The following is a 20,813-nucleotide window of genomic DNA, read 5'->3' as shown; positions in this document are numbered from 1 at the left end:
GTCTCTCATTCTTTGGACCAATTTTCCATCACTGATGCTCAGGTTCGTAAAAGGAAAGCCGATATTTCTAGGGTATGAATACAGACATGCTAATCAAGATCGTTGAGACCCAGCTGCAAGAGACCGCCAACCTGCGTGAAAAAAGCCATGACTTTATCCGCCGCGTGGTTCACCTCTACACCCTGCAACTAATGAAGACCGGTACCATTCCCTTGGAGTTTATGGACGATGTCCTGACCGACATTGAGGCCGAAGCCGTGGAAATCTATCGCAAGAAAACCTACGGCTTCCTGACCTTGGAAGAATACCGTCGCCACAAATTCCGTCAGAAAGACGACAACTAGTACAAACGACTTTGCGCCGATAAAATTCGGCGCGGACTGACGGAAGTGTCAAACTTCATGCACACTTCCTCCACCCCCAGCACCTTCATGGCATTCAAAGAGGCCAATAGCAAAGTGTCCGAAGTGACTCCACAAGCAACCCCTCCCGACGCCAAATCCAGACACAACTCCACTTCTGAAACTGTTTGTTTTTCAGGCAAGGCCGCAGTGTATTTCAGATCCTTACGAACCTGACCGCACAGCTTTTCCACCGGATTGCGGCCACCACAGGAACCGCACGACACTTCCGCCCGCGCCTGTGAAAAAACGACCAAACAAGACGCAGCAATAAACACCAAGACCGCGAAAAAAGATCTCATCCATGACTCCTTTTAATTTTTGTTGGAGGCACTAGTGTAGGGATCTTTTTGCGCCAGAGATAATTTCAAGTTTGTTATCTGCTTCTTATCAGAGGCCCTTTTGGTGAACTACTCTTCGACCTTCTCAATCACGGCAAAGTACAATGGACCAAAGCCGCATTGATCCGGCATATAGGCCACTCCCAACTCCGTCCGCTCGCCACCAACCCCCAGGGGGGCCTCCAGCAATTTGACCGCCGACTTCTTCTTTTTTAGAAGCTTGCGAACGACGTCATCATTTTCCGCCGGACTGATGGAGCAGGTTGAATAGACAATGCGCCCGCCGGGCTTTACTGCCAGGAAGGCCGCCGCCAACAAAGAGTACTGTCTGGCAGCAAGATGTTCGGTGCGGCGTGGACTCCATTCATCCTGTGCCGCTTGATTTTCCAGAATATGTCTTTCACCAGAGCACGGAGCATCCAACAACACACGATCAAAGCTGGAGGGTTCTTTCAAACCAAACTGAACACCGTCCTTGCCTGTCACCCACACCCGGTTGCGCACCTCGCGAGGCACATACTGTTGAATGACTTTCTTCAAACGCTCGCGACGCTCCGGGGAAAGATCGTTGCAGAAGATCTCACCGTCTTCACCGAAGGATTCAATCAGCACCAGACTTTTCCCGCCCGGAGCCGCGCACATATCCAACAATCGATCCCCCGGCTGAACATCCAAGGCTTTCGCCACCATCACACTGGCCGGGTCCATGATATAAATATCCAAAAGTTCATCCGCATTGCGTTCGGGCTGGCAGCCATGCGCCGGTGTCAGCCAATGACAACCCGGAAGCTCGGCTTTTTCAGGAAAGGTCGCCCAGGATTTTGTTTTTAAGTCAGAAGGGCTCCAGGCGTTAACACGAGCCACTTGTTGCTCACGCGTTTGCAGGGCCGCAAAAAGCGCGGGCCAGCGGGAACCATAGACTTTTTCAAAATGACGATAAAAGGGATGATCGGCGTTCATCCCCCGGATTTTACTTTCGGATTGGGAAAGAGCAAATAAATTCAGAGCCCTGGTCGATAATACTCTTCACAGCGACGGTCCCGCCATGACTTTGCATAATATGCTTCACAATAGCCAGCCCCAGGCCGGTGCCGCCCGCATCACGGGTGCGCCCCCGGTCAATGCGATAGAAACGTTCAAACAGCCGATCCAGATGCTGCTCCGGGATCCCCTGGCCGTCATCAATCACACGCAAAATGATATATTCCTTGATATCGCGCTCCCAACGGATGCGAATTGTTTTTCCCGCAGGAATGTATTTTACGGCGTTGGACACCAGATTGCGCAAAACCTGCTCAACCTTCCGCGCATCTGCCATAAACGGAGGCACATCCCCGTTCACGTGAATTGAAATATTCTTTTCCGCAGCCATCACCGCCAGCTCAGAAACCACGTGTTCTGAAATGGACAGCGGGTGAATCATTTCCAGCTTCAGCTCGGAATTGGAGGCCTCTAAAGAGTTGATACTCAGCATATCATTCACAAGGTCCATCAACCGATCAATGTTGCGGGAAACAATATCCAGGAACTTTCCGGCCTGCTGGATCTGGCCGGTCTTCACGTCCTCTTTCAGCGTATCCACATAACCCTTGATGGACGTCAAAGGAGTGCGCAGTTCATGAGAGGCATTGCCAACAAAATCCATACGGATCTGCTCGGCCCGCTTCATATCCGTGATGTCGTGGAAGATCCCCACAACGCCATAGATTTCGCGCGTCTTTTCATTGCGAATAGGATTCACCGACACGGCAAAGTAACGCGGCTGATTGTCAATCAAGGTCGGAAGCTTCACGGTGAAACGTTGAACCTTGCCCACTTGGATTGTCTTGGCAAAACCTTCCAGAACATCGGAAGAACGAATAGCATCTTTCAGACGCAAGACCTGCCCATCCATCAGGTTGGAAGACAGGAACTGCGCTGCAAACTGAGAGTTAAAATAAAGAATCTTTTCATCCAGACTGACGCTGACCAAGCCTTCGGCCACGGCACTCATAAAGGCCTGGGATTCCTCTTGCGCCTGCAGATAACGAGCCTTACGACGTTTCATTTTACGGTGGATGTGATCTAAAGCCACTTCCAATTCAGAGATGTCAGCGGTTTCATCATCGAGAAGATCATCATCCTGGCCTTCCACCAAATTCCCAAACGTGCGCTTGCTGGAAATGCGCAGGGCCTTCAAAATCACCCGATGAATGGGCTTGGCAAAACGGTACGAGGTCAAAGCCGCGACCAAAATGCTGAAAACAAAGAAATTCAAAAGGGCTTCGTTATAGACGAACGGACGCACGCCATAGCGAACATCGATGACAGATATCACGGCCAGAAAAAGACCGTTAAAAGCTACAACCTGCCAGGAAAAGTAGCGCCAATAGACTTGCCAAGGAAAACGGATAAATCGCTTCATGCGATATCTACTTTAACCCTATATCCGACGCCACGGATAGTCTCAATACGGTCGCCCCACTCGCCTAACTTCTTGCGCAATCCGAAGACATGGGTGTCAATAGTGCGTCCAACGACATTGATGCCCTCGCCCTGAATATTCTCAATAAGCTGTTCGCGAGTCAGAACACAACCATGATTCTGCACCAGAGCCCCCAGCAGCTTGAACTCAGAAGGCGTCAGGTGCAACGGCTCGTTATTATAAGAAATTTCATAGGATTTAAAGTTGATCTTAAGCCCCAACAGGGACACTTCCCCATCATCACTTGCGGGAGCCGCCTGCACCTGAGACCGGCGCAGAAGAGCTTTCACCCGCGCGATAAACACGGAAGGGTTAAAGGGCTTGGTCATATAATCGTCAGCACCCTTTTCAAGGCCCGAGACGATGTCCTGAGGTTCGGTCTTGGCAGTCACCATCAAAACCGAAGCTCCAGGATTTTTTGATTTAATTTTATCAACGATTTCAACGCCGCTCAGACCCGGCAGCATCCAATCAAGTACGAACAAAGAAAAACTCTGGCGATTCAATTCCTGCAAAGCCTCTTCGGCGGAAGCACATTCGGTCACTCGGTAACCCTGCCGCAAAAGGTGCAGAGCCATCAGCTCTCGGATCTCTTGCTCATCTTCCACCACTAACACTTGCACTGAGTTGTCAGCCAAACTTTCCCCCGTGTCGAACATCTTTGCCGGTGAAGGCAAAGATCACGTCTTCGGCGATATTCGTCGCATGATCCCCTAGACGTTCCAAATTTCTTGCAATCAAAATCAAATCCATGCCGGCTTCCACATCTTCCGAGTGGGCCTTCATGTGCGCCATCGATGCGTTGAACACCTTGTTCTTCAACGCATCGATTTCATCGTCCATCAGAAGAATTTTTTTGGACTGCTCAACGTCACCACGAACAAAGCAATCCAAAGACTCTTTCACCATGCGACCGGCGATCTCAGACATTTTCTGGATATCACCCAGCTGCGACTGGATCGGCTTGCGCCCCAGATAGTCCTTGCCGGAATAAGAGATATTCACGGCCTGATCCCCCATGCGCTCCAAATCGTTGTTGATCTTCAAAACAGAAATGATCAAACGAAGATCCTTGGCCACCGGTCCTTGTTTGGCCAGCAGGTGCATGCAGGCATTGTCCACCCGGATATGGTCTTCGTTGATTTGTCTTTCGATCGCATGCACGCCATCGAACATTTCCAGATCCCGAGACAACAATGCTGCTGTCACCAAAGACAGCGACTTTTCAACATGGCCACCCATCAAAAGAATCATTTTTTTGAGGTCTTCCAGTTGAATGTCTATCGCTCTTTCCATGGCATCCACCTTATTAGCGCTTGGCTTGATTTATAATGATTTGAGAAATAAAGACACCGCTTAACACGGCATCTCTATGGATTCTAACAGAAACTTAACACACTTTAAAAGAGGACCTGGGCCGCAAATTCGACTCGGGATCGGTCCCGCACTCCGGGGGCAAATTCCTCGGCATAACGAGTATAATCCACAGCAACAGCCGCTTTAATATCCTCAGTCACCTGATATCCCAGGGCCAGGAGGCCCGTTTGCAGGTCTTTGCCTTTTTCACCGACAGCCGCGTTTAAATAGTCATAACGAAGCATCACCTCCGCTTTAGGGCCCGTATGCACCACCGCGTAAAGACTGCCCCCCTGTCCGTGCACAGACTCCCCACTCAAGGAAGTCACATCCACGCCATCGGCCATCTTAAAGTCGCTAATGGCATCGGCAGGATCTTTGGAATCCAAAAACTCCAAAGCCACCGACCAGCGGCCTTGTTCCTCATAACTGATAAGAGCCTGTACACGCTCTTTCAACCCCACGCTTCCGCCATAGACCTCATAATTTCCACGCACATAATTGAAGCTCAGGGACCAGGGGGACCAGCGGAAGAACCGAACAAACAAGGCCGCCTCTTTGTGCGGACCTTTTTCTTCCTCCTCAGCACCTTCCCCGTTAGACAGGCTTACGGCCCATTCGCCGTAGTCATGCGGCAGTTCGGACATGAAGGACACCCCCAAATCCGAATAAGAAAGATACTTCCATTTTTCAGTGATGGCCCACGCCGTCCGCCCCAGGAAACGATAGTTGCTGGACTGATACTGAGCCTCCTGCCAGGTTTGAGGAATCAAACCCAAGCGCAAAGCCTTCATCCCGCTAAAGGTGCTGACCACATCCAAGTAGGCTTCGCGAAGTCCCACATCGAAACGGTTCGGGCTGGTTTCTTTTTCTTCAGAGCCTTCAAAAGACAGTACCAGAAGATTGTCGTCTTTCAGCGGCACATTGATATCCATAAACATGGAGGGCACATTAAAGGATGAGTTTCCACGCTCTCCTGTAGGCAGAGTCCACACCGATGCCGTCACATCCAGTTCGCCGGAAATCTCGATCTCAGAAAGAGCCACAGCCTGCGAGCAAACAAAAACAGAAAATAAAGAGCCCAGAACCATTTTTTTCATGCTCTCATGCTGCCATCTTTATATACTGTTGCCAAGGAAAGGGAAGTTTATCGTGTCACGTCGAGTATCCGCCATCGACATCGGTTCCAACGCCATCCGTATGATGGTCGCCGATGTTCATCCGCAAGCCCCCCACCTGCACATTGTTAAAAAATTCCGGGCAGCGGTTCGACTGGGGCATGATGTCTTCACCCAAGGACTGATCACCCCGGCCTCTCTGGAAATCGCCAAAGCCACCTTTCACCGCTATGCCCTGACCAATCAGGAGCTCGGCGTTCAACAGTGCCGGGCCGTGGCCACCTCGGCCAGCCGTGAAGCCAAAAACCAGAAAGAATTTGTCGATCTCATTTATAAAACTTCCGGCATTCAAATCGAAGTGATTAATGGCACTGAAGAAGGGCGACTGATCCATCTGGCCGTCCGCCGCGAACTGGATCTGGACAATCGCAAAACCATGTTGATCGATATCGGAGGCGGCAGCGTTGAAGTCACCTTTTCTCAAGGCGCCACCATGCTGGCCACAAAATCGTTTCCGATGGGCACAGTCCGCGTGCTGGAAAACTTAGCCAAAAGAAATCTGACAGAAAACCATCTGAATATTATGATGGGAGAGTTCATCACCGCCCTGGGCGAACACATTTACAAGAACTGCGATCTGGACCCAGTGGACTTCGCCATCGGAACAGGTGGAAACCTGGAATGTCTGGGGCAGCTGAAGGTCCAGCTTCTAAAAAAGTCCCCGCACACCTTCCTGACGCTGCCCGAGCTTTCGGAAATCATCGTGCGACTGCGCGCTTTGAAGATCAAAGAACGCATTGAAAAACTGAATCTGCGCCCGGATCGTGCCGACGTCATCGTCCCTGCCGCCATGCTGGTAGAGACCATCATGCGCCAGGCAGAAACACATAAAATCCTTATTCCGTCTGTGGGGCTTCGAGATGGCCTGATCTGGTCGATGCTGCAGAGCTAATCCGCCAGAAACTTCGGTGGAATTGCAAATAACAACTGCGCCCGCCCAGCCTCGGCTGTGGCAAAGGATTCAAGCTCCAAACCGATGATGCCACTTTTTTTCAGATCAATAAAACTTTCAGATCTCAGTGACAGCATGTAACTGGCAAAAGTGCTTAAGTGTGGCTCATGGCCGACAACGGCAATTCGCTTGTGATTCTTCCCTTGCACGCGCAACCATTTTAGAAATGCCTGCGGCGGACTGTGAGGCACCAGCTCCGGTGCCTCCACAACTTTGGTTTCATAGTAAATCTGGGACACGATTTCTGCCGTCTGGCGTGCCCGGGTCAAAGGACTTGAGACAATCAGGTCAAATTCCTTGATATAGTCGCGCAGATTCACGCAGACCTTCTGCATCCGCTTACGCCCCTTCAAGGTCAAAGGACGCAGATAGTCCTCCTGTCCCTTTTTAGCAAACTCTTCTTTGTCTTCGGCGACTGCGTGCCGGATGATGATCAACTCCACTGCTTTAACTCCGACCCTAATCTGAGGATGTGTTGGTGCTGTCCTCAACAAATGTAACCCGGGCTTTTGCAATTTGCATCAGAGTTTGATGAATTCCCACATCCGTGGAGTTCTGACGCACATAAGTTCCGTCAGCCTTCATCTCCCAGGACTGTCGCTGCTCTTTCACACACAGATTCAGGATCTCCCAGCACTTTTCTTTTAAAGTACGATCCAGAATCGGCACGATGGCCTCCACCCGAGCATGCAAATTGCGATACATCCAGTCGGCAGATCCCAGGAAGAACTCGCCATCCACCGGGTCCTTTTCCCCGTTTCGGAAATAGAAAATGCGGGAATGCTCCAGGAAGCGACCAATGATCGAAGTCACGCGAATGCGCTCGCTCATGCCCGGAACCCCCGGACGCAAGCAGCAGAAACCACGCACAATCATGTCGATGTCCACGCCTTTTTGTGAAGCCGCGTACAAAGCCACAGCGATATCATTTTCTTCAAAGTTGTTAAACTTTGCGATGATCCGCGCCGGACGCCCTGCCTTGGCGTGCTCTGCTTCCCGCTCAATCATAGCTTTAAATTTGGTAAACATATTCACCGGAGCAATCAACAGATTCTGATAATTGCTCTTCAAAGATCTTCCTGTCAGGTAATGAAAAAACTCCACAACATCGGAAGTGATTTCCTCGCGGGCGGTCAACAGCCCCAGATCTGTGTAAAAGCGCGAGGTCGCCACATTATAATTGCCCGTTCCAATGTGACAGTAACAGCGCAATCCCTCTTGCTCCTGGCGCACGACCAGAGCGGTTTTGGCGTGGGTTTTCAATCCCACCACCCCATAGACCACATGGACACCGGCATTTTCAAGCTCGGTCGCCCAGTAGATGTTGCGTTCTTCATCAAAGCGCGCTTTCAGCTCGACCAGACACACCACTTGCTTGCCTTGCTCTGCTGCACGAATCATGGCCCTGATAAACGGACTGTTGTCCCCGGTGCGGTACAACGTCATCTTGATAGCAAGGACCTTCGGGTCTTCGCTGGCGACACGAATGAACTTTTCCACCGATCCCGCAAAGCTTTCGTAAGGATGATGCACCAGCTGATCGTTCATCTTAATGGCATTGAACATGCCCGCTCCGTCTTCAGCAAAGGCAGGCAGAATCACTGGATTGTAAGGTTCAAACTTCAACTTTGGCAGATTCACATCAGAGATGGACGACAAATCGGTGAAATCCAAAAGACCCGGAGTTTCATAGATGTCCTCTTCAATCAACTCCAACTCTTCCATCAAAAACTTCAACATCCACGGATCAGGATTTGGCCCGTGCTCCAGGCGCACGACTTCGGCAAAACGGCGCTGGCGCAGCTCTTCCTCGATCGCCTCCAGAAGATCTTCCGCATCCTCCTGATCCTGGTCAGAGTCCGCATTTCGAGTCAAACGAAACGGCATCACCCCCAGCACCTGCATGGACGGAAACAGATCAGCCAGATTTTCCTTGATCACATCGAGCAAACTGATGAATCGATAAGATCCGCCTTCAGGATCGGTGCGCACCCATTGTGGTAACACTTTGGGAATCTTCACCCGGGCAAAAAGTTTTTCATCCACATGGGGATGCTTCAAAGTCACACCCAAAGAAATGGAAAGATTTGAAATAAATGGAAACGGATGCCCCGGATCCACCGACAACGGAGTCAAAACCGGAAAGACGTTTTTGTTGTAATATTTTTTTACGTTCTCTTTTTCTTTGTCGCTGAGAACCTTCCAACCCAGTAAAAAGATATTCTCTTTTTCAAGGGCGGGCTTCAGAACTTTATTAAAGACCTGCGCCTGATCCTGAATCATCGGAATCACGAACTGCCGGATTTCCTGCAACTGATGCATGGGGGTTTTTCCGTCCGCCGATTTTGGTGACACTCCGTACGCCACATGGCGCTTCAGCCCGCCAACCCGCTTCATAAAAAACTCATCCAGATTGGAGCCCGAGATACTGAGAAACTTCACACGCTCCAAAAGTGGATTGCGTGCATCCTCGGCTTCAGCAAGAACGCGTCTGTTAAAATTCAGCCATCCGATCTCACGGCTGGAAAAAAGACTTTCAGATGACAGAGGATGTTCGACAACCTTTGGTTTCCGTGTTGATTTCTTCTTAGATGTTCGCTTTGGCGATGTCGCCTTCGGTGTGTTCAAAGAATCCTCCTTGACTCCTGAAGCTTCTATTTCACAATAAAGTGACATCTTAAGCAATGTCTTCCCAAGGACAACGACATGCAAAACACTCCCAAAGAATGGTCCATGATTGAAAAGATCCGTTTTCGGGTCCAGCGTCAAAACAAACACAACATCGTCCCGTTGGGCGATGATGCCTTTGTTTTTAAGAACTATCCCGGATACTCCGTGATCTGCCAGGACATGATGGTTGAAAACGTTCATTTTAATTTAAAGTACACCAGCGCCTTTGATCTGGGCTTTAAAGCCTTGGCGGTCAACTTGAGTGACATTGCCGCAATGGGAGCCCAACCACACTATGCTCAGGTATCCCTGGCCCTGCCACCGAATCTGAACGAATCCTGGCTTGACGATTTCTATCAAGGTATGGCTCAGCTGGCGGACGACTGGCGGACTGAGGTTGTCGGAGGAGATCTTGCCGCGTCCCCCGACAAAGTGGTTGTCGACGTCAGCGTCCACGGCTCTTGCGAACATCCCATCACCCGCAAAGGAGCTCGTCCCGGCGATATGCTGATGTCCAGCGGCCCGCTAGGGCTGTCGTTCACCGGACTGACTGCTTTGCAAAAGAATCTGCCCGGGTTTGAAAGCGCGAAAGAAAAACATTTGCGCCCCCGCCCGCGCCTGGATTTAGTCAAGGGCCTGCAAACACATCACGCCCGAGTGCACGCCCTGATGGATTGCAGTGATGGCCTGATCAACGATGCCATGCAACTGACACCCCCAGGGGGAGGCTTTCATATTTTTGCTGAAAATCTTCCCGTGCACACAGAAAGCCAGCAAATGGCTTTGGAGCTGGGTATGCCTGTCTCTGATTTTGCTCTGTGGGGAGGCGAGGACTATGAACTCCTCATGGCGATTTCCCCTGATGATTATGACCATTTTTCAGGATGGCATATGGTCGGACAGTTCACAGAGAAGCCCGGTGTTTTTTTGACTTTCGCCAAGGGCCAGGAGGAAATCACCGACTTCAAAGGATGGCGGCATTTCAAGTAACCTAAAATCTCAATTCAAGACACTTGTTTGACTTCAGAGAAGGTCTGGTTGAACCGATAAGGTTTGCATGACAAGTCTTGCCCGCTATCATGGTCGATCACCTCGCTACATTCTCAACACTGAGGATGAAAGCCTGGTTCGTGTCGCGGGCCCCAAACAAATCCCCTGGGAGGAAGGCACCGAGATCAAAAATGTCTCGTTGACCGGACTGGCCTTCACGGCACCGGATGACCTTTGCCCTCTGCTGGGAGAAGTCGTTAAAATTCAATTCACACCGCCGGGCTCCCGACAGATGGCCTGCTACGGTATCGTGACTCGCCTGGAGAACATTTCAGATTCTCAAATGCTTGTGGGAATTCATTTCTACAAACTCGAAATGCAACAAAGAATTGTATTGGCGCAGGGCCTGGCCCGTCGGTTCAAGGAAAGCCAGGAGCGCGGTCAGATTGACGATCTTCTGAATCGCCCCCGCAGCAATCTAAGTCTGGCCAGTCTGCCTCAGCTTGTGGTGATGGGAATGCTGGCAACACTTTGGTGCGCCAGCATCTGGATGCTTCTGCGATATGAATACGTCGGACTTTATAAAATGATTCTTGGCTGGTTTTCCTAAAAAACCGCTTCTATTTCACTTCACAGGTAACAGCATACTCTGTGGCCGCGTTACCAGGAGCTCCCATATCCGTCAAAGTCCCGGCAAGCTTTTGATTCTCGCCAGCAACATTCAACTCAAGGCCCTTAGCATTGGTGAGATCAAGCATCATCACTTTCAAAGACGCATCGGTTCTTACCGTTTCCATCACCATGATATCCGCATTTTCACTCTCAGTCCCCGTCACAAGAGCCCCACGGATGTCTCCATCGATGACCCCAAGTTCAATAGTGACCTTTTCATCCCTGCTCTGACAGATAATGGACTCGGCCATCGCCATCTGTGAGCCCAACACACCAAGAGCCAAAACCAGCAGTGCCTTCTTCATAGAAACTCCTTTACTTAGACATGAGCCCAATAAAGCAATTTCTTTACCACCCAAAAGCAAAGCAGGATCCCCTTAGTGAGATCTGAGAGTCCCTCTCCTGTTTAAACTCTGCACACCAGGCAAGAACCGTCACCGCCAGAGCGTGTTTCGCGCGAAACTAACCAAAATACTCCTCTTTAAGGCGCTTATAGGCGAAGTCCATAAAGCGCTTCACCTTCTGGGAGGTTTCTTTCGTGTCCGGCGAAACCAGACTGACGGGCACCTCTTCGCTGCGCAGATTCTTATGAATATGAATCAAACGTCCGTCGCGCAGTTCTTCTTTGCACAGGAATTCAGGGATGTAGGCATAACCCTTCCCCAGCACGGCCATCTTCAGCAACAAGGCCGGATTGTTGGCGCTGAGAAAGGGATTGGTTTTTAAACTCAGTCGTTTTCCATCCGAGGTCCGCACCACCTCCAGCTTAGGATTCTGGGTCATCGCCAGAAACGGAGCTGCACTGAGTTTTTCCAAATCCTCAGAAACCCTGTAACGCTCCAAAAAACCAGGTGAAGCCACCAGCACACTGCGAACTGTTCCAACCTTTCGCGCCTTCAAGGAGCTATCCTTCAGATTCCCGATGCGAATCCCCACATCCACGGATTCTTTCACCAGATCCACATAAGCTTGGGTCAAGTACAGATCAAAACGCACCCGGGGATACTGACGGGTGAATTCATCCAAAATCAAAGGCAACTGCTTGACGCCCATATCATCCGAGGCTGTGACTTTGATCACTCCGGAAATTTCCGTGGTGGATTCACTGACTTCGCCACTTAATGTTTCCAGACCTTCAATCAACCCCCGGGCCCGCTCGTAATAAACCCGCCCCATTTCCGTCAGCTGAAACTGACGCGTGGTTCGATAAATCAACTGAACCCCAAGGTCCTTTTCCAACGCCGACAGCCTTCTACTGACGCGGGATTTGGGTTGTTTGAGAACTTCGGCCGCCTTGGTAAAGCTTCCAGCCTGCACGAGTTTTACAAATGTCCGTATCTGATTGAGATCAAATTGTTCCATATACGCAACAGTTTATCTCGAATGTGTCACCTTACGCAATAATCAAAATCGCTCGATACTAAACGGGTCGAACAAACAAAAAAAAGGAGACCTTACATGAAATCACTTATTCTTTCTTCCCTGGTAACCCTGGCAAGTCTTTCTGCATTTGCAGGCCAAAGCATTCCCGCGGGCAGCTACAATATTGACCCCGCTCACTCCAAAATCGGATTTGAGATTCCTCACTTGGTGATCTCGACCGTGGAGGGTCGCTTTTCAAAGTTTGATGGTTCTTTGGTTGTCGATTCAAAGCTTGAAAAATCCAAAGCCAGCCTGAATGTGGATGTGGCAAGCATCAGTACCGAAAACAAAGACCGCGATGATCACTTGAAAAGTGCGGACTTCTTCGATGTGGCAAAAAACCCTAAGATGACATTCGTCACTAAAAAAGTGATTGGCACGCCAGAGGCCCTAAAAATCGTTGGCGATTTGACAATCAAAGGTAAAACTAAAGAAGTGACCTTGGATGTTAAATATCTGGGCGACGTGAACGACGCTTACGGTAACAACAAGGTGGCCTTCTCTGCGACAGGCAAAATCAACCGTAAAGATTTCGGTTTGAACTGGAGCAGTGTTGTTGAGGCAGGTCCGGTTGTAGGTGACGAAGTGACTTTGATTCTAAAGATCCAAGCTGCTAAACCTGCTGCCAAGAAAGGTTAATATATGCCCTCCCTGATGCCTGTGCTGTTTTTTGGCCACGGCTCTCCGATGAATGCGCTCGACAAAAATCCCTTCACGGAAAGCTTAAACCAATTGGGCAGATCCCTGCCCAGACCGCAGGCGGTTCTTTCTGTCTCCGCCCACTGGGAGACAGAAGGAACCAAGGTTCTGTATCACCCCGACCCTCCCACGATTCATGACTTCTATGGTTTTCCCAAGGCCCTCTTTGATGTGCAGTATCCTGCGCGGGGGCCTCTTAATCTTGCCCACGACGCCCAACGCCTTCTTCCCAAGTCCGAACTCTATGACAAATGGGGGCTGGATCACGGCACCTGGTCTGTTCTGACTCACCTGTACCCGCATGCGGATATCCCCGTCTTTCAAGTCAGTCTGGATGTCACCAAGACGCCAGAACAACACATCGAGATGGGAAAAAAACTTCGTCCCCTGCGCGAACAGGGTGTGCTGATCATCGGCAGTGGCAATATCGTCCACAACCTGCGCCTGGTGCAGTGGAGAAATCCCACAGCGCGATTGCCCTGGGCGGAAGAGTTTGATGCCAAAATCAAAGACGCTTTGGAAAAACGCGATGACAAAATCCTGACGGACTATGAAGATCTGGGCGAAAGCGCCACGCTGAGCGTTCCAACCCCCGAGCACTATCTGCCGCTTCTGTATGCTTACGGAGCCTCCACAGAAAGTGACTCGATCAGCTATCCGTATGAAGGATTCGAGATGGGAGCGCTGTCCATGCGCTCCGTAATGTGGAGTCGCTAGAACACAGGCTTGGCGACAGCCAGCCAGATAGCGGCAACCTGCCCTTTGCGCAATCCTCAGGACAAGTACGGGAAAAAAGGCACCGAAGGCCGGATTCTTCTGGAAAAGATTGGGAAGTAAAAAAGCCCGGGATGTCCCGGGCTTTTCAGCTTTAAGCATCAAGGGCTTCGTTACCCACGGCCGCGAAAGCCTGCTTGGTTTTTTCACGAACTTCGTCGCGAGTCTTGAACTTATCCATCAGCAGGTAAACCGCCGGAACAACGAACAAGGTCAGTGCTGTAGAGACCACAACCCCACCAATCAGACAGATCGCCATCGGACGCATGGTTTCAGAACCGGCTCCGCGCGCTGTCGCCGAAGGGATGGCCGCTGCAATTGTCGCCACCGACGTCATTAGAATCGGACGAAGACGTGTCGGACACGCCTCAATCAGCGCATCCATCGCCGCACTGGTGCCGCGATCACGAACGGTGTTGGTGAATTCAATCAACAGGATCGAGTTCTTTTTCACGATACCCATCAACAACAACAAACCAATCATCGAGAACATATTCAACGACTGACCCGTAATCAGCAGGGCGAAGAACGCTCCACTGAAACTGAATGGCAAAGCCATCAGGATCGTCACAGGATCAATGAACGAGTTGAACTGGCTGGCCAGAACCATGTAGGCAATCACCAGACCCATGACCAAAGCAAAGATCAAGCTCTGGAAGGATTCTTTGAATGTCTTGGAGCTTCCGCCCTGATCAATCATATAACCCGGCTCCAGGATCTTTCGGGCTGTTTCCTCAACATAGGCCATGGCCGCCTGCTGGGACACACCCGGCTTCATATTGGCGGTCACAGTGATCGCTCTTTGACGGTTGGATCGCGAAATAGATTGAAGGCTTGAACCCACTTCTTCTTTGGTGACTCTTGGCAGAGGAATCAGATTTCCGACCGTGTTACCAACGAACAAAGTTTTGATCTCATCCAGAGGATTGCCCTGATCGACCAGTTTCACCTTGATGTCATAGCGATGCCCACCTTGCGGATATTCTCCGACCTTCACCCCGCCGATCAACGCACTGACCGTGGAGCCAATAGAAGCAATGCTGACCCCGTGATGAGCCGCCGAGATACGATCCGGCTTCACCTGAATTTCCGGCATACCCAACAGATAGTTGGAATCCACGTCGACCATCAGACCGCTGTCGGACATCGCCTTCATCATCTGTTCTGTGTACTTCGCCAGCTTATCCCAGTCCGATCCCAGGATCGTGAACTCGATAGGATAACCGCGTCCACCCGAGAAACCTTGCTGTGACAAGTCCATCAGGACCGGACGCATGTCTTCGATTTTTGCCAGGTTGGTACGGGCCACCTGCATGAATTCCTGCTGCGACAGAACCTTGCCTGTTTCCGGATCCGCCCCACGTTCTTTCTTTTCCTTCAGGGTGATAAACATCATCGTGACGTTGGCATCCGAAGCACCACCACCGAAGCCCCCCAAGGCCGCGTAGACCTGCTTCACTTCCGGACGAGACAACAGCCATTTTTCCGCTTTTTGTGTCTGCTGATCCGTGTACGCCAAAGAAGTTCCCACCGGCATTATCAGGCGGGCCATGAAGATGCTTTGATCCTGCGCCGGACTCATCTCCTTATTCAGGAATTTGATCGAGATAAAGGACACAGCAACAAACACCAAAGATCCGATCAAAACTTTCCACGGATGCTGCAAGGTCACGCGCAACCAGCGATCATAACCCAGGCGCGTGGCTTCCATGAAGGCCTCAAAGCCCTTACCCAATTTCGTTTTTCTTTCACCATGGTGAACAAACCCTGCACAACGCATCGGCGTGATCGTCAGGGACTCCACCAAAGACAGGAAGACCGCGATGGAAATCGTCACCCCGAACTGCATGAAGAACTTCCCGATGATCCCCTTCATGAAGGCTACCGGAAGGAAGATCGCAATAACGGCGGCCGTTGCTGCCATCGCAGCAAAGGAAATTTCGCGCGCACCCAGAATAGCGGATTCAATGCGCCCCCGCCCATTTTCATTGTACCGGAAGATATTTTCCAGAACCATGATGGCATCATCCACGACGATACCGATCGCCAATGTCAGACCCAACAAGGTGAATGTATTTAGCGTGTAACCCAGGAAATAAAGACCGATGAACGCCCCTAAAAGCGAGGTCGGAATCGACAATAGCACGTTAAAGGTGGCCGACCAGCTTCCCAGGAACATCCAGCACACGATGGACGTGAAGATCACCGCCAGCACCAAGTGTTTGTTCAGCTCGCCCACGGATTGTTCGATGAACTTTGTACTGTCAAAGTTCACCTGAATGTTCATGCCTTCGGGCAATTGCTTTTGAATCTCGACAATTTTTTCTTTTACCGCGCGGGCCACAGAAACAGCGTTCGTTCCACGCTGTTTACGAATTCCTAGGCCCAGTGCCGTCTTGCCGTTAAAGCGGGACATCTTTTCAATTTTGTCCAAACCCATGCTGGCATCGGCCACCTGGGAGATGCGCACCATATTCGTGGGATCGGCCACCGCACGACCACCACGCTTGCTGACGACGATGTTGCGGAACTCCTCTTCCGTTTTCGCCTCACCCATCGTGCGAACGTTGAAGGTCTTTTTTTCAGTCTGGATATAGCCGCCCGGTACTTCCGAGTGCTCGCTGCGGATGGCATCCATCACGTCGTTCACAGAAATATTATAACGAAGAAGATCTTTCGGGCGCACATGCACGCGCATCACCGGATCGGTGTAGCCCCCCAGGAAGATGTCACCGACACCTTCGACTGTGGTGAAGCGGTCTTTCAGATAGTCACGCGCATAACGCATCATGAATTCGGGATCGTTTTTATCGTAAGTCAGAGCCAACCACAGGATTGGCTGATCATCCGGATTGGTTTTGGAGATTGTCGGAGGATCCACATCATCCGGCAACAAGCGCTGAATACCGGAAATCTTTGCCTGCACATCCTGAACAGCCAGATCGATGTTGCGATCCAGATCGAATTCCACCGTAATGCTGGCGGTCCCCGTTTTACTGTTGGATTTGATGGATTCAATCCCCTCCACCGTCATCAGGGCACTTTCAATGGGATCCACCACCTGGGTTTCCATCACCTCAGGAGCAGCACCGCTCAGCGTGACGCTGACAGTCACGGTAGGGAAATCCACATCCGGCATCTGGCTGACACCCATGCGTGAGAATGAGATCAATCCGAATATCATCAGACCGAACATTAACATCCACGCAAATACAGGATTCTTAATAGAAATATCGGATAACCTCATGCTCACCCCTTAAAAATTCCTAGCCACTGTAGGTAAAGCGTTGAAATTAGTCATCTGGTTTTCTTTCAACACAACGCTCTCAAAGCCTTGAAATGATAGGATTTATAAAGGACGCCAAAGCAAGTCAATGGAGGGTTGACAGCCCCCTACCCGCAGTCTATTTCTGACGCACATTTATTCAGGGGTGACAGTATGAAATGGGGTCTTTTTCTATCCGTTCTTTTCTCTTCCGTTGTTTGCAGCGCACTCAGCCTGAAACAGCAAGCCGTTGCCGAAGCGAAGTTTGAAGGACTGGAAAAAGCCACAGCCACCGATGCGCAAGTTCCAGGAATGCTGACACTGAAAGATCCGCGCCCGGAAATCATCACGCGCAGCTGGAAGTATTCCGCAGCCCTGTCTCTTCAAAACTTCCAGCCCGAGGGCTTCGCCACCAAAGAAGGTTCAGGCACATTTGATCTTGGTCAAAATGGCACAACCGTGATGCCAGGTCTGGAGCTGGGTGTTCTAAGTCCCGCTTTCGCAACCAAGCAGGTTTTGTGGAAAGTCGGCTTGCGCGCCAAAGGCCACCTGGCGTCCCAAGAAACGTCTGTCACTCTGGATTCTGGATTTGAAATCAACGATGCTCGCTTGAACACAACTTTGTTCAGCGGCGGCCCGGTCCTGAATGTTTCCTGGGATCGCCTGCGCTGGTTGTCTCTAAATGTTTCTCCACAGATCGGCAGCCTGAGCTACACTCAGACCAGCTCCAACGACTTTGCGACCTTCTCCAAGACAGGATCCTTCAATGCCATGACCTATGGATTTGATTTTCTGATCGGGAGCAAGTGGTCGGTCTTCACTGAATGGACACAACGATCTCTTAAAGACAGCTCTGAAATCGCACTTCAAAAAGACAACTTTGAATTAGGGACAAAAGTAACATGGTAAAAGTTTTTCTCGCCCTCCTCAGTACGACTGCAATGTCGGGAGCTTATGCCCAAGCTCCCAAAGAAATTACTTTGAATCAAAGAACGGTGGCAGAGCTGGTTCTGAAGCAGGGACTTCAAACCAAGGAAGTCAATCTGAAGTACCAGCAGTTCCGTCTGGCTCCGGCCGAGGCCTTGTCCAAGTATGACTGGACCTTGAAAGCGGAAAGCGGATTTGAATATGACAAGTCGGCCTCTCTGCTGACTTCTTCCGATATCAAAGAAGACAAATTTGAACGCTATAAAACCACCGTCAGTCTGAACAAACCTTTCACCACCGGAACGACGCTGGGTCTGGAGCTAAGTCGCTTGTCACAAAAGGCTGACTATGACGGTTCTCCCACCAACCCACCGCCTAGCGAGCAGACTTTGGACAGTGCCGGTTTGTTGCTGGAACAGGCTCTATTGGGTAACTTCTTCGGGGTTGCCGACCGTGGCAACGTGAACGCGGCGGAGCTGACTTACGAAGCGCAGACCATCACCCGCGCCAATGATCTGGAAGACGTTGTACTCAATGCAATCCGCCAGTTCTGGAACACTTATGTTGCGCAAGAGAACTTCAAAGAATCTGTTGCCTCCCGCGATCGCACAAAAAAGCTGGTTGATGCCGTCAAACGCAAAACGTCTTTGGGCTACTCAAACCCAGGCGATCTGCCGCAAATTCAGGCCGAATTTGAAACTCGCGAACAAAGAGTTAAAACCTCTTCCACTGAATACCTGAACAACCTGGAAAATCTGATCACCCTGCTTTCCCTGGAGCCAGGCACAGAGATCAAATTCCAGATCCCGGAAGGCATTCCCCCGGTACCGAAACTTCCAACCAAAAAGGTGGAAGACTTGCGTTCCGTTCGTTCACAGAAACTCAAGGTGGAAGCTGCAGCTGAATCCCTGTCTGCTGCTGAATCTGAAAGTTATCCGACTTTGAACTTTGTGGGAAAAGTATATACCACAGGTGTGGATGAGAACTCCGAAGGTTCCTATTCTGATGTCGTATCGGGTTCCCGTCCGAAATATTATATGGGATTGCGTTTTGAGTACAAATTCGGTTCTGATGTTCAGAACGAAAAGATCATCAACCGTAAGCTGACCAAAGATCTTGAGGCGACTCGCTTGAGCCGTCAGCTGCTGGAGGCTGAAGACACCGAATTGCAGGCGCAACGCAAAGTTCAATCAACTTATGCCGTTGTTCAAAGTGCCCTGAAACAAAAAGGTTACCGTGAAAAGGCTTCTCAAGAGCTGAACCGATCCTACAACCAGGGCCGTACTGATATTTCCATTCTGATCACGGCGATGAACAATTACTTCGACTCGGAAGTACAATACATCCGTGCGCTGGGTGATTACGCCATCGCATTGAATGAGTGGGCCGCCAGCCGGGACGAACTGATCCCGGATGATGCTCCGGCCACTGACAAATAGTTTTTAATTTTTAAAGAGGGGTTACCATGTTAAAAAATCTTATCCTTGCCATGACAGTTCTTAGCTTGTCCGCTTGCGCTTTTGACCAGGACAAAAACGCTGACAAACAACGCGAGAACGAAAGAAATCAAGCTTTGCAAAAAAGCTATAAGCCTGTGATCGGGACTTACAAAGGCACCCTGACCACAGCGGATGGCGCTCAGGAAGTGGATCTGGTTTTCTTCGACCTCAAAGTGGCTAATGGCAAAAACTCTGATGGCTCGACTCGTTTGGTTTCCCAGCTTCACGCGACTTTGAAAAAAGCTGGCGGCAACTTCGACTTTATCGTGGCGTTGACCGAAGAAACGGGTGCAATCTCAATGGTAAATCTAAAAGATCTATCCGGCTTGGGTCGCGATGACATTCAAACCATCGATGCTCGCGTGAATGGCGATAAAATCGTGGGTGAAGCCAAAGGCATCGCTGGTTCCATTGGAATTCTGGACGTGGTCTTGAAAACTCGTGAAAATTCCGGCAACAACTCAGGTCGCGAAGAAGTCGCTTACTACGAGCGTATTCGTGCAAAGCTGAACACGATCGTGGGCACTTACACAGGCTCCCTGAAACAGGTCGGTGGCACCTTTGACGGAAAATCCGTGGGTATCACCGTGAAACTTTACATTCAGGAAGTTCCAAACGGTGCGATCACTGTTCCGACACTGATCGGTGACTTCAACCGTGCTGATGACGCCAGCGGAACCGTGGCTTTGAACCTGAAGGGCGAATACGACTTTGAATCAAACCCTCCGCGTTTGACACTGGAAGGTACTCCGCGCTTCAACCCTGGCTCCAACTACAAAGCCAGTATTTATGGCACAGTTGTAAATGGCGCTTTTGTCGGTGATATGACAACAAGTGTTGGTTTCGGTGGTGGTAAGTTCACCCTGGAAAAACAATCAAACTAAGGAGCTGACAATGAAAAAGATTTTGGTGTTTGCACTTGGAATTTTGGCACAACCGGCGTTGGCATCGGACGTGCCTTCGGTGGTCAGAACCATTGAGCACTCTTACAATGTGCAATGCTCTTACACTCGTACTTCCAAAATGGAACTCTGCTTTGGCTATATCTGTAAGTATAAGAAATATTATTCTTGTGAAGGTCAGCAGAATGCACTGGATCTGGTTTTGAATATCAAAACCATCCGCTATCCGGGCGAAGTTGCTGAAGAGCAAGTGACCGACTACTTAGTTGAGTATAAATAGAAAAAAAGGGGCATCGCTGCC

At 50.4% G+C, this 20,813-nt stretch carries 21 protein-coding genes; 10 read left to right on the top strand and 11 right to left on the bottom strand.

The window, feature by feature from the left end:
- Positions 1-86: 86 nt before the first annotated feature.
- The gene (locus ACZ50P_RS04260; protein WP_464133699.1) at positions 87-344 is read left to right on the top strand and encodes a DNA-dependent DNA polymerase; all 258 of its coding nucleotides are present in this window, start codon (positions 87-89) and stop codon (positions 342-344) included.
- Here the strand turns inward: ACZ50P_RS04260 and ACZ50P_RS04255 are convergent.
- The 6 genes from ACZ50P_RS04255 to ACZ50P_RS04230 form a co-directional block, all read right to left on the bottom strand.
- Positions 341-703 (bottom strand): hypothetical protein, encoded by a 363-nt coding sequence (locus tag ACZ50P_RS04255; protein WP_464117996.1) that lies wholly within the window; start codon positions 701-703, stop codon positions 341-343. The genes ACZ50P_RS04260 and ACZ50P_RS04255 overlap by 4 nt on opposite strands.
- Before the next feature lie 108 nt (positions 704-811).
- Entirely contained in the window at positions 812-1,702 is an 891-nt protein-coding gene (locus ACZ50P_RS04250; protein WP_464133697.1) for an RsmB/NOP family class I SAM-dependent RNA methyltransferase, read from the bottom strand.
- 10 nt (positions 1,703-1,712) lie between these two features.
- A complete protein-coding gene (locus ACZ50P_RS04245) occupies positions 1,713-3,146 on the bottom strand; it encodes a sensor histidine kinase (RefSeq protein ID WP_464117998.1) in 1,434 nt (477 codons plus the stop codon).
- Positions 3,143-3,844, bottom strand: coding sequence for a response regulator transcription factor (locus ACZ50P_RS04240; protein WP_464117999.1), 702 nt, complete (start codon positions 3,842-3,844; stop codon positions 3,143-3,145). The genes ACZ50P_RS04245 and ACZ50P_RS04240 overlap by 4 nt, the downstream gene beginning before the upstream one ends.
- A complete protein-coding gene (gene phoU, locus ACZ50P_RS04235; RefSeq protein ID WP_464133695.1) occupies positions 3,837-4,502 on the bottom strand; it encodes a phosphate signaling complex protein PhoU in 666 nt (221 codons plus the stop codon). Before phoU ends, ACZ50P_RS04240 begins: the two co-directional genes overlap by 8 nt.
- Before the next feature lie 104 nt (positions 4,503-4,606).
- Positions 4,607-5,662 carry a hypothetical protein gene (locus ACZ50P_RS04230; protein ID WP_464133693.1) on the bottom strand — a complete coding sequence of 352 codons (1,056 nt, stop codon included), beginning with the start codon at positions 5,660-5,662 and terminating at the stop codon, positions 4,607-4,609.
- 52 nt (positions 5,663-5,714) lie between these two features.
- Here ACZ50P_RS04230 and ACZ50P_RS04225 point away from each other — a divergent pair, with 52 nt between their 5' ends.
- Entirely contained in the window at positions 5,715-6,632 is a 918-nt protein-coding gene (locus ACZ50P_RS04225) for a Ppx/GppA phosphatase family protein (protein ID WP_464133691.1), read from the top strand.
- On the opposite strand, the gene sixA is transcribed toward ACZ50P_RS04225, so the two are convergent.
- Both sixA and ppk1 read right to left on the bottom strand, forming a co-directional pair.
- Positions 6,629-7,135 carry a phosphohistidine phosphatase SixA gene (gene sixA, locus ACZ50P_RS04220; RefSeq protein ID WP_464118003.1) on the bottom strand — a complete coding sequence of 169 codons (507 nt, stop codon included), beginning with the start codon at positions 7,133-7,135 and terminating at the stop codon, positions 6,629-6,631. The genes ACZ50P_RS04225 and sixA overlap by 4 nt on opposite strands.
- A gap of 16 nt (positions 7,136-7,151) precedes the next feature.
- The gene (gene ppk1 / locus ACZ50P_RS04215; protein WP_464133690.1) at positions 7,152-9,320 is read right to left on the bottom strand and encodes a polyphosphate kinase 1; all 2,169 of its coding nucleotides are present in this window, start codon (positions 9,318-9,320) and stop codon (positions 7,152-7,154) included.
- 78 nt (positions 9,321-9,398) lie between these two features.
- Between ppk1 and thiL the strand changes: the two genes are divergently transcribed.
- A complete protein-coding gene (thiL, locus tag ACZ50P_RS04210; RefSeq protein ID WP_464133687.1) occupies positions 9,399-10,352 on the top strand; it encodes a thiamine-phosphate kinase in 954 nt (317 codons plus the stop codon).
- Between the two features lie 67 nt (positions 10,353-10,419).
- The gene (locus ACZ50P_RS04205; protein WP_464118006.1) at positions 10,420-10,962 is read left to right on the top strand and encodes a PilZ domain-containing protein; all 543 of its coding nucleotides are present in this window, start codon (positions 10,420-10,422) and stop codon (positions 10,960-10,962) included.
- 10 nt (positions 10,963-10,972) lie between these two features.
- On the opposite strand, the gene ACZ50P_RS04200 is transcribed toward ACZ50P_RS04205, so the two are convergent.
- Both ACZ50P_RS04200 and ACZ50P_RS04195 read right to left on the bottom strand, forming a co-directional pair.
- Positions 10,973-11,329, bottom strand: a complete 357-nt coding sequence (locus ACZ50P_RS04200) for a hypothetical protein (RefSeq protein WP_464133686.1) — start codon at positions 11,327-11,329, stop codon at positions 10,973-10,975.
- Between the two features lie 157 nt (positions 11,330-11,486).
- Positions 11,487-12,386: a LysR family transcriptional regulator gene (locus tag ACZ50P_RS04195; RefSeq protein WP_464133683.1), complete on the bottom strand. Its 900-nt coding sequence runs from the start codon at positions 12,384-12,386 to the stop codon at positions 11,487-11,489.
- Positions 12,387-12,482: 96 nt separating this feature from the next.
- Here ACZ50P_RS04195 and ACZ50P_RS04190 point away from each other — a divergent pair, with 96 nt between their 5' ends.
- Positions 12,483-13,085 (top strand): YceI family protein, encoded by a 603-nt coding sequence (locus ACZ50P_RS04190; RefSeq protein ID WP_464133681.1) that lies wholly within the window; start codon positions 12,483-12,485, stop codon positions 13,083-13,085.
- A gap of 3 nt (positions 13,086-13,088) precedes the next feature.
- A complete protein-coding gene (gene ygiD / locus ACZ50P_RS04185) occupies positions 13,089-13,862 on the top strand; it encodes a 4,5-DOPA-extradiol-dioxygenase (protein ID WP_464133679.1) in 774 nt (257 codons plus the stop codon).
- Positions 13,863-14,013: 151 nt separating this feature from the next.
- Here ygiD and ACZ50P_RS04180 read toward each other — a convergent pair whose 3' ends face one another.
- A complete protein-coding gene (locus tag ACZ50P_RS04180) occupies positions 14,014-17,166 on the bottom strand; it encodes an efflux RND transporter permease subunit (protein ID WP_464133677.1) in 3,153 nt (1,050 codons plus the stop codon).
- A 192-nt stretch (positions 17,167-17,358) separates the two neighbouring features.
- Between ACZ50P_RS04180 and ACZ50P_RS04175 the strand changes: the two genes are divergently transcribed.
- Genes ACZ50P_RS04175 through ACZ50P_RS04160 form a run of 4 tightly spaced genes read left to right on the top strand, consistent with a single transcriptional unit; the run spans position 17,359 to position 20,792 of the window.
- Positions 17,359-18,093 (top strand): hypothetical protein, encoded by a 735-nt coding sequence (locus ACZ50P_RS04175; RefSeq protein ID WP_464133674.1) that lies wholly within the window; start codon positions 17,359-17,361, stop codon positions 18,091-18,093.
- Between the two features lie 32 nt (positions 18,094-18,125).
- The gene (locus ACZ50P_RS04170; protein ID WP_464133673.1) at positions 18,126-19,550 is read left to right on the top strand and encodes a TolC family protein; all 1,425 of its coding nucleotides are present in this window, start codon (positions 18,126-18,128) and stop codon (positions 19,548-19,550) included.
- Positions 19,551-19,576: 26 nt separating this feature from the next.
- Complete coding sequence (locus ACZ50P_RS04165; RefSeq protein WP_464133670.1) at positions 19,577-20,494, top strand: hypothetical protein; 918 nt, start codon at positions 19,577-19,579, stop codon at positions 20,492-20,494.
- Between the two features lie 10 nt (positions 20,495-20,504).
- Positions 20,505-20,792: a hypothetical protein gene (locus tag ACZ50P_RS04160; RefSeq protein ID WP_464133668.1), complete on the top strand. Its 288-nt coding sequence runs from the start codon at positions 20,505-20,507 to the stop codon at positions 20,790-20,792.
- Positions 20,793-20,813 lie beyond the last annotated feature (21 nt).

This window comes from Bdellovibrio sp. CKG001, assembly GCF_055397465.1.
This window is presented reverse-complemented; position numbering and strand designations above follow the sequence as displayed.

Excerpts from the sequence above, each read along its gene's own strand:
- ACZ50P_RS04245 (WP_464117998.1), bottom strand. The coding sequence starts at position 3,146 with ATGAAGCGATTTATCCGTTTTCCTTGGCAAGTCTATTGGCGCTACTTT.
- ygiD (WP_464133679.1), top strand. The coding sequence starts at position 13,089 with ATGCCCTCCCTGATGCCTGTGCTGTTTTTTGGCCACGGCTCTCCGATG.
- ACZ50P_RS04165 (WP_464133670.1), top strand. The coding sequence starts at position 19,577 with ATGTTAAAAAATCTTATCCTTGCCATGACAGTTCTTAGCTTGTCCGCT.
- ACZ50P_RS04255 (WP_464117996.1), bottom strand. The coding sequence starts at position 703 with ATGAGATCTTTTTTCGCGGTCTTGGTGTTTATTGCTGCGTCTTGTTTG.
- ACZ50P_RS04205 (WP_464118006.1), top strand. The coding sequence starts at position 10,420 with ATGACAAGTCTTGCCCGCTATCATGGTCGATCACCTCGCTACATTCTC.
- ACZ50P_RS04200 (WP_464133686.1), bottom strand. The coding sequence starts at position 11,329 with ATGAAGAAGGCACTGCTGGTTTTGGCTCTTGGTGTGTTGGGCTCACAG.
- ACZ50P_RS04180 (WP_464133677.1), bottom strand. The coding sequence starts at position 17,166 with ATGAGGTTATCCGATATTTCTATTAAGAATCCTGTATTTGCGTGGATG.
- ACZ50P_RS04195 (WP_464133683.1), bottom strand. The coding sequence starts at position 12,386 with ATGGAACAATTTGATCTCAATCAGATACGGACATTTGTAAAACTCGTG.
- ACZ50P_RS04230 (WP_464133693.1), bottom strand. The coding sequence starts at position 5,662 with ATGAAAAAAATGGTTCTGGGCTCTTTATTTTCTGTTTTTGTTTGCTCG.
- ACZ50P_RS04260 (WP_464133699.1), top strand. The coding sequence starts at position 87 with ATGCTAATCAAGATCGTTGAGACCCAGCTGCAAGAGACCGCCAACCTG.
- ACZ50P_RS04190 (WP_464133681.1), top strand. The coding sequence starts at position 12,483 with ATGAAATCACTTATTCTTTCTTCCCTGGTAACCCTGGCAAGTCTTTCT.
- ACZ50P_RS04160 (WP_464133668.1), top strand. The coding sequence starts at position 20,505 with ATGAAAAAGATTTTGGTGTTTGCACTTGGAATTTTGGCACAACCGGCG.
- ACZ50P_RS04175 (WP_464133674.1), top strand. The coding sequence starts at position 17,359 with ATGAAATGGGGTCTTTTTCTATCCGTTCTTTTCTCTTCCGTTGTTTGC.
- ACZ50P_RS04250 (WP_464133697.1), bottom strand. The coding sequence starts at position 1,702 with ATGAACGCCGATCATCCCTTTTATCGTCATTTTGAAAAAGTCTATGGT.
- thiL (WP_464133687.1), top strand. The coding sequence starts at position 9,399 with ATGCAAAACACTCCCAAAGAATGGTCCATGATTGAAAAGATCCGTTTT.
- ACZ50P_RS04170 (WP_464133673.1), top strand. The coding sequence starts at position 18,126 with ATGTCGGGAGCTTATGCCCAAGCTCCCAAAGAAATTACTTTGAATCAA.
- phoU (WP_464133695.1), bottom strand. The coding sequence starts at position 4,502 with ATGGAAAGAGCGATAGACATTCAACTGGAAGACCTCAAAAAAATGATT.